Here is a 7,878-nt window from a genome sequence, read left to right on the forward strand (position 1 = left end):
ACAATTCTGCATTCTTAGTCTCGTACATTCCGACTGGAAACACTCGCGATCTGCTTGTTGCGAGAACGGACACGATCCCAACAGGCTACTACCCGCCCGCGCCGCCGTCAGTGGAGCTATTAGTGGAAGGCCCTCCGGCATGGGGGTATAGGGTGCATCTCGGTTCAGAACCACAACAGACTATCCAATTCCTAAATCTGTGCGGCGAGGCGCGCGGACACACAACCGGGTCGGCAAGAGGATACTGGGGTGGGTGGGGTGACCCCTTTAGTGAGGTCTTTGCGTTAGATGCCATCTACTTCAACTCGATTTTGGATACGCTGTGGCTCGAGTCCGAGTATTGTGAAACCGGACTTGTCAATTTTCAGATAGGAACTTTCGACGGATCAGTATTGGGACCCGTTTATCAAACGCCAACCCCCGCCTCGGTAGAACTGCTCTTGCAGGGTCCTCCGGCTTGGGCCTATCGCTTAAGTTCTGGGACTTTTGCGACCTCGAACTTTGTTTTCGACAACCTCTGTTCACGAGCGAGTGTTGAAGTGTCTGGAGAAGTTGCTGAAGGTTCTTCCGTTAACAGGCAGAACTCGAGAGTCACCGTTACGACGGAGAGTCCGATGGAGATGCATTCCGCACTTGACACATTATGGCTTATTGGCACAGAGTGCCTTGGCGGTCCATTACTCTGGAGAAGTGACAGTTCAATGGGCGAAATTGACGGTCCATACGTTCCTGACGGGCCGTATTTTCCGCAGGGATACGTCCAGCAGTTTTTCTGCCGGCTCGAACAGACCGGTGTTAGCGTTCGCTTTGCGGTCTCCAGCGCACCGGATATGGACGTGCTGAAGGCTTGGCGAAAACCGGTGGGCGGCGAGGACTCAACGCTGGTGGGCATGGTTGGCGCATTCGCCGGCAGTCACGTGATTCTGGATAGCGAGGTCCCCCGCGGGCGCTACTTCGTTTACTACCTGCTGGCAACCGACGACTTCGGTCGCATATGGAAAGTCCCCGAGGCAAGCGACACGATCTTTGTTGACAGAAGCGTATTCATTCCGACGGAATTCAGTTTGAGCGCGGCGTATCCGAATCCGTTCAACGCCGTAACAAACTTTGATTACGCGGTGCCCTATCAGACGCATGTCTCGTTCCGGGTTTACGACATCACCGGGCGGCAGGTGGCGACGCTCGTGGACGAATATAAGGAACCCGGTGAGTATCGAGCTGTGTTCGACGCCTCGCGGATGGCAACAGGAATTTATGTCTACGCCTTCGAGGCGTTGAACTACACGGCAAACGGCAAGGTTTTGCTGCTAAAATAACCCAACTTTATCCTGACCGTTCAGAAAGGCAAGGTGGGCGATGGGAAAGTCATCACGTCAGTGGACGTGGCTGCCAATCCTCCTCGTTCTTGTCGTAAGTCTGATACTTGGAAGCTGCAACAGAAAACACACGGCCCAACCCTTTAATCCGGCCGAAGGAACAGCTCTGGACTTTTGGATGGAACTTGTGAGCGGACCCATTTATAACGCGTCCGATGCGTTCGGCTCGGTGGTCCTGATCAATTTCTGGGACACGTGGTGCGGACCGTGTCGCTATGAGCAGCCTGATCTCAATCAACTCTATACTGAATTTTCGGACGACGGTTTGGAAATCATCGGCATCTCACTCGCGCACGAAGGTGTGCCCGCCGTCACAGCCTATCTCGATGAATTCAATGTAGAATATACCTCCGGAATCATCGGACCGGGAGTGACGGACGTTCACCCCTATCCAGTTTCGATTCCGCACACGCTAATTATCGACCGTGCCGGTGTCATTCGCCACGAGTTAACGGGCAGCCGCAGCTACGAAACGTTCGCAGAGCTTATCACACCGCTTTTATCAGAATAGTTATTAAGTGAAAATTCACATGTTTCCCGTCACATTACTTCTCGCCTTGCTCATCGGTCTGCAAGCTTTTGCTCAGCAGCCTGTCCGTCAACTCAATCTGGGCGAACAGCTTACTCCATTTAAGCAATATTATGAATCGCGCGACGAGTGGCCGCGCTCGCACGGCTGGAAGCCGTTCAAGAGATATGAATATGATATCGAGCAGCGTGCCTATCCGGACGGAGTGATGCCGGCGGGTGCACGGTGGGAGGCATGGCTTGAGATGGAGCGCATGCCGCGAGCCACACTGGACGAGCCGTGGGTTCCGCTCGGTCCGTTTAATCACGGCGGACGGACGCGCGTCGTAAGGTTTCATCCGAACAATCCCACAATCATGTTCGCAGGATCGGTCGGCGGCGGACTGTTTCGCAGCGACAATGCCGGAGACAGCTGGTATCCGATCACGGATCAATTGCCGAACCTTGCCGTCGGTTGTTTCGAGATTTCACCGTCCAATCCGAACATCATGTTTCTTGGCACGGGTGAAGGATACTTCAATGGCGACGGAATCGGCGGTATCGGTCTGTTGAAATCCATTGACGGCGGTGTGACCTGGAACATGACGGCGCTTGACTATGATTATTCGCAGAGCACGTGCATTCTGAGAGTCAGCATTGACCCGCGCAATCCGGATATTGTGCTGGCTTCGACCAACGAAGGGCTGTATCGCTCGACCGACGGCGGCGCGAATTTCACGATGGTGCGGACGGGGAATATCAACGAGCTGAAGCGCGATCCGCAGAATCCCGACATTCTGTTGTGCGCGGCGGGTTATCCGTGGGGCTCGAACCTGAACGGCGTCTATCGCTCTACCGACAACGGACTGACGTGGCAATACACGAGCACCGGACTGCCCAATTCCTCCATCATCGGGCGCATCGTGCTGGACTTTTTCCGCAGCAATTCGCTGGTGGTTTACGCCGGAGTGAGCGGCGATTTTGATTTCAACGGGTCGCAAATGATCGGCATATATCGCTCGGCGGATAACGGTCAGACGTGGGAGCGGATGTCGAACGATGACGAACCGAGTCATTACGCCAGTCAGGGCTGGTACGACATGGCCATTGCCGTGCACCCGGACGATCCGGCAACGGTGTTCAACGCCGGATTGGATATCTACCGGACCTATACGGGCGGAGAAACCTGGTCGCAGCGGTCGTGGTGGTGGCACAGTTTCGGGCAGCCGTCGTTTTCACATGCGGATCATCATGAACTCGTGTTTCATCCGCAGGACAATGATCAGCTTTGGGCGGTGAACGACGGCGGGATTTTCGTTTCCTATGACCTCGGCGAGACGTGGAACGAGAAGAACATCGGCTATAATACCTATCAGTACTACGCGATGGGCAACGCCACGCTTGACACGCTGCTCGCTTACGGCGGCACTCAAGACAATGGAACGTCGGAATATGACGGCGACGGCGATTGGGATATGGTGTTCGGCGGCGACGGCGGATATTGCGTGGTGGATTACACGAATGACAACGTCGTGTATGTGGAGTATCAGAATGGCAACCGTTTCCGCACGGATGACGGCTGTCAGAGTTTCTCCGAGATCAATCCGGGTATCATCGGCAGCGGGCCGTGGGTGACTCCGATCGTGCAGGATCCGTTCGCACCGAACACGATTTACACAACGACCAACGGCGGCGGCGGACGAGTGTGGATGTCGCCGAATCAGGGACGCAACAGCAGTTGGACGAGTCTCGGCACGGTGGGGAATTCCAATCAGGTGCTGGCCGCGTCGCCCGCGCTGCCGGGAAGACTCTATCTCGGTACAAGCAGCTCGGTGCTGCGGTACGATGCTGCCGATGGCGAATGGATTAATGTAACCGGAAATCTTCCGAACAATTATGTCACGCGTGTGACACCTGATCCCTATGATCCCAATGCGGTGTACGTGGCAATGTCCGGTTTTAACGGCGGGCATATCTGGAAATCCGTACAGGGCGGCAGCGTGTGGACGAACATCACAGGCAATTTGCCGAATGTTCCGTTTCAGGATATTGTCGTGGATTTGAACGATCCGTCCGTTCTGTATGCGGGCGGAGACTTGGGCGTTTTCCGCAGTATCAACAACGGTGCGACGTGGGAAATTTTCGGCGACGGCATGCCGGTCGTGCGCGTAGACGACATGGAGCTGCAAACACAGACGGGCAAGCTGCGTGTGGCGACACACGGCCGCGGCATGTGGGAAATCCCGACGGGATCCGTGAGCTTCTCAATGCTGTATCCGAACGGCACGGAGATTTTACCAACAGGCGCGACCATAACTTTGCGCTGGTCGGGTATTTCCTACGGCGGAAACGTGACTCTATCGCTCAATCGCAATTATCCGGGCGGCAATTGGGAGACGATCGCGAACAACATCGCCAACGACGGCGCACACTCCTGGATTGTTTCAGGCCCGCCAACTGAGCATGCCCGCTTCCGGATTGTTCACGCGACGCAAGGCGACTTGGCCGACACGTCAAACGCGGACACGCGCATCGCGAATCCGGGCTTGCAGATACTCTCTCCCAACGGCGGAGAGACGGTTTTCACCGGAACCAACGACACAATCTGGTTTGAGCGCACGCTGGTAAACGGCCTGCTGACTTTGGAGATCAACCGCAACTATCCGGATGGTGCTTGGGAGACGCTGGCCGACAATCTTGCCAATCAGGATTACTACATTTGGCGCGTGCAGCAGCCCGGCGGAGCGAACTGCCGACTGCATTTAGTCAGTATTGATGAACCGTGGCTTGCGGATTTTTCGGATAACGACTTTGTCGTGCGCGCACCGCAAATGACAATGCTGACTCCCAACGGCGGGGAAGTGGTGCGACTGGACACACCGTACGAAATTACGTGGTCTGCCGCGGAATTCACAGGTGGATTCCGCGTGCTGCTGAACCGTAACTATCCGGACGGAAACTGGGAGCTTCTCTCGCCGGGAACAGAGAATGACGGCAGCTACATGTGGACGCCGCGCGGTCAAACCACCGTCAATGCGCGCATCCGGCTTGCCACAGCTCTCGATCCGCTTGGGACTTATGTCGAAAGCGCAGGCAGTTTCACGATTGACGTCGGCAGTTCTGCGGACGATGCGATTTTGCCGTCGGTCTTCTATGTCAGCCCGGCGTTTCCGAATCCGTTCAATCCTGTGACGAATTTCACGCTTGATATTCCGGCGCGGATGCGCGTGACGGCAAGAGTCACAAACGAGCTTGGACAGACCGTGGCGACCTTGCTGGACGAAACGCGCGAAGCGGGAAGATATCACATGTCCTTTGACGGCGGCGCGTTCGCGTCGGGGCTCTATTTCCTGCGTGTGGAAGCGGAGCAGTTTGTAATTACGCGCAAGCTTGCATTGCTGAAATAGATGAGCAGGCTTGCCGCTCGCGCGCAAAAGATTGCCGACGAGTTATTCAAACTCTATCCTCAACCCGAGTGCGCGTTAACGCATGAAGACGCGTTCCAGCTTGCGGTGGCGACAATCCTGAGCGCACAATGCACGGACGAGCGCGTGAACATGGTCACTCCGGTGTTGTTCAAGAAGTATCCGACTCCGAAGCAGCTTGCCTCGGCCACGCAGGAGGAAATCGAGGAGATCATCAAGTCAACCGGCTTCTTTCGCAACAAGGCCAAGAGTATTCTCGGATTCGCGAGCGCCATCGTAGAAAACTACGGTGGCGTTGTGCCTCGTGAGCTTGAGGAGCTTGTCAAACTTCCCGGCATTGGCCGCAAAACGGCCAACGTGGTTTTAGGCACGGCATATGGAATCGCATCGGGAGTCGTGGTGGACACGCACGTGACACGGCTGTCAAATCGCATGGGTTTGAGCGAGAGCGAGGATGCAGTGAAAATTGAGCGCGACTTGATGCAGCTTCTTCCGCAGAATGTTTGGATAAATTTCTCGCATGCGATGATCTGGCATGGCCGCAAAGTTTGTAACGCGCGCAAACCCAATTGCGCGGAATGCACGCTGGCGAAATTGTGTCCGAAGGTGGGAGTCTGAATTCAGAGGAGAGTGCTATCTAAATTACGTTGACAGGTTGCAGTATTCGAGAATCAAAATGTTGTATTATATGACAAAGCTGCTTTGTCACACAACATCAAACTCGGGTCACTTTCGCTTGACCCCCCCCCGTTGCAATGCGTACATTGAACATCGTCCCTTGCGCAAGGACAAGTTGATCTTTGAATGTATAACGAAACGGAGGCAACGATGTAAACGAAGCACATTACGGGAATACTCCCGGCATTTGCGCTGATGGTATTCTGGTTCGCGAATGCCTACGCAACTTTCGACAGTCATGTACATACTGGAAATGGACCGATTGACTCGTGGCCGAATATTACTGTCACCGGGACTCACAAGATACGTGTCTGCGCGCCTACTATTGGTACAATTAGCGCTTATACTTGGATTAGCGGACCTGAGTTTGAAGACCAAGTGGATGCCAGCAACGGCAACTCGGCGACTTCGTCCGGTCACACACTGAGTTCAGGAGCAAATGTCCTGTTTGATTCATGGGTCTCAGGTTATGGGTCAGGCACAGGAAAAGCATATCTTGCCGATATCGGCACAACACTGCCGAATTGCAGCGCTCAATAAAAACCCGTACAGCGCCCCTGCGATATTTCGCGGGGGCGCTTACTTTGGAGATGTGATATGTGGATGCGTATGACCATTATAACTCTTTGTTCATTTATTGAAGCCATAAATGCCGACACTCTGTTTGTCCCTGTCGGTGTTCCGATTTCGTTCGTCATCGCAGAGAGCCATTCCGGAGATGTCATCGTCTTTGAAGAAGGAAGTCATTTGGGCCCAATAACTCCGTTTGGGCGCAACCTGACACTAGGTAGTCGTATGATTGTGGATGGTGACCAAAGCTGGACTGATCGCACTGCCATTGAAGCGCCCGTGGACTTCGAGGATTCTTCAAGCGCGGCGATTTTTTGTCATGGTGAACAGAACATCACCTTGGTCGGTTTGACACTTCGCGGAGCCACGGGAACCTATGATGAATTATATGGAACACAAGCCGGAGGGTGTGTCTATGTTAATCGTTCTAATGTCAAGTTTGATAACTGCAGATTGACCGGAGGATCTGCCTTCTATGGTGGTGGGCTCTTTGTCAGCGGTACTCCGTGGCAGCGAGATGCGCACGTTCAACTCTGCAATTCTGTTCTGGATAGCTGCCAAGCGTTGGAATGGGGTGGTGGTGTTTACGCAAGCCATTGTACGCTGACGGTGCGGAATACCAGTTTTGAGGACATTTCCTGTGGCATGGCTACCGCGGCGATCAATGCGCTGACAAGTCATGTGGAATTGGAATCGCTTCGCGTTTCACGCTGTACTGGCGGTGTTGGAGGTGTCGCCGTTTATGGTGGATGGGGACGCGTCGTTGCAAGCGAGTTTATAGAAAACTCGACTCCAGAAACTGGATTCTGCAATGACCTGTACGTAAGTGATTTCTGGGGCGTTGTTGAAAGGTGTGTCTTTCACGACGAGCACGCACCATTTCCCTCTGTGTTTATTGGCGGACCATATGGTGAAACTTTCTTCCGGGGCAATATTCTCGAAGATAATTCTACCTCAACAGTCACGGGCACGCTTATTATCAATAATCGAAACGGGAACTTGATGACGCACAACATCTTTCGCAATAATCGAAACATTCTCGGTGGCGCGTTGTTTGCGTTTGGTGACGCAGATGCAATTGTAGAGTTCAATACTTTTGTTGGAAACTCAAGTATGGACGCAGAGGGCGGCAGTGTTCTCCGATCTAATACTCGTGGAACACCGCGTCTTGTCAATAATATCATCTCTGGTAACTTTGGGAATTGCGTCAGCATGAATTCTGCGTACCCCGTCCGCATAGACGCGCGCAACAATTGGTGGGGTCACGAGAGCGGGCCGTATCATCCGACGCTAAATCCAACCGGTCAAGGCGACACGCTGCT

At 53.9% G+C, this 7,878-nt stretch carries 6 protein-coding genes; all 6 read left to right on the forward strand.

Going from position 1 to position 7,878, the window contains the following annotated elements:
- A partial coding sequence (locus tag HUU59_13385; GenBank protein ID NUO20433.1) for a T9SS type A sorting domain-containing protein occupies window positions 1-1,316 on the forward strand: 1,316 nt, incomplete at its 5' end.
- A 40-nt stretch (window positions 1,317-1,356) separates the two neighbouring features.
- Window positions 1,357-1,887: a TlpA family protein disulfide reductase gene (locus tag HUU59_13390; protein ID NUO20434.1), complete on the forward strand. Its 531-nt coding sequence runs from the start codon at window positions 1,357-1,359 to the stop codon at window positions 1,885-1,887.
- Between the two features lie 7 nt (window positions 1,888-1,894).
- A complete protein-coding gene (locus HUU59_13395; protein ID NUO20435.1) occupies window positions 1,895-5,290 on the forward strand; it encodes a T9SS type A sorting domain-containing protein in 3,396 nt (1,131 codons plus the stop codon).
- Window positions 5,291-5,926, forward strand: a complete 636-nt coding sequence (gene nth / locus HUU59_13400; protein ID NUO20436.1) for an endonuclease III — start codon at window positions 5,291-5,293, stop codon at window positions 5,924-5,926.
- A gap of 255 nt (window positions 5,927-6,181) precedes the next feature.
- Complete coding sequence (locus HUU59_13405) at window positions 6,182-6,526, forward strand: hypothetical protein (protein NUO20437.1); 345 nt, start codon at window positions 6,182-6,184, stop codon at window positions 6,524-6,526.
- Between the two features lie 63 nt (window positions 6,527-6,589).
- Window positions 6,590-7,878: hypothetical protein (locus HUU59_13410; GenBank protein NUO20438.1), on the forward strand; the 1,289-nt coding region annotated here is incomplete at its 3' end.

The sequence above is a fragment of the bacterium genome (genome assembly GCA_013360195.1).
GTDB lineage: Bacteria > Electryoneota > RPQS01 > RPQS01 > RPQS01 > JABWCQ01.

Bases quoted from the DNA above. Each gene is read 5' to 3' on its own strand.
- HUU59_13390 (NUO20434.1), top strand. From the start codon at position 1,357: ATGGGAAAGTCATCACGTCAGTGGACGTGGCTGCCAATCCTCCTCGTT.
- nth (NUO20436.1), top strand. From the start codon at position 5,291: ATGAGCAGGCTTGCCGCTCGCGCGCAAAAGATTGCCGACGAGTTATTC.
- HUU59_13405 (NUO20437.1), top strand. From the start codon at position 6,182: ATGGTATTCTGGTTCGCGAATGCCTACGCAACTTTCGACAGTCATGTA.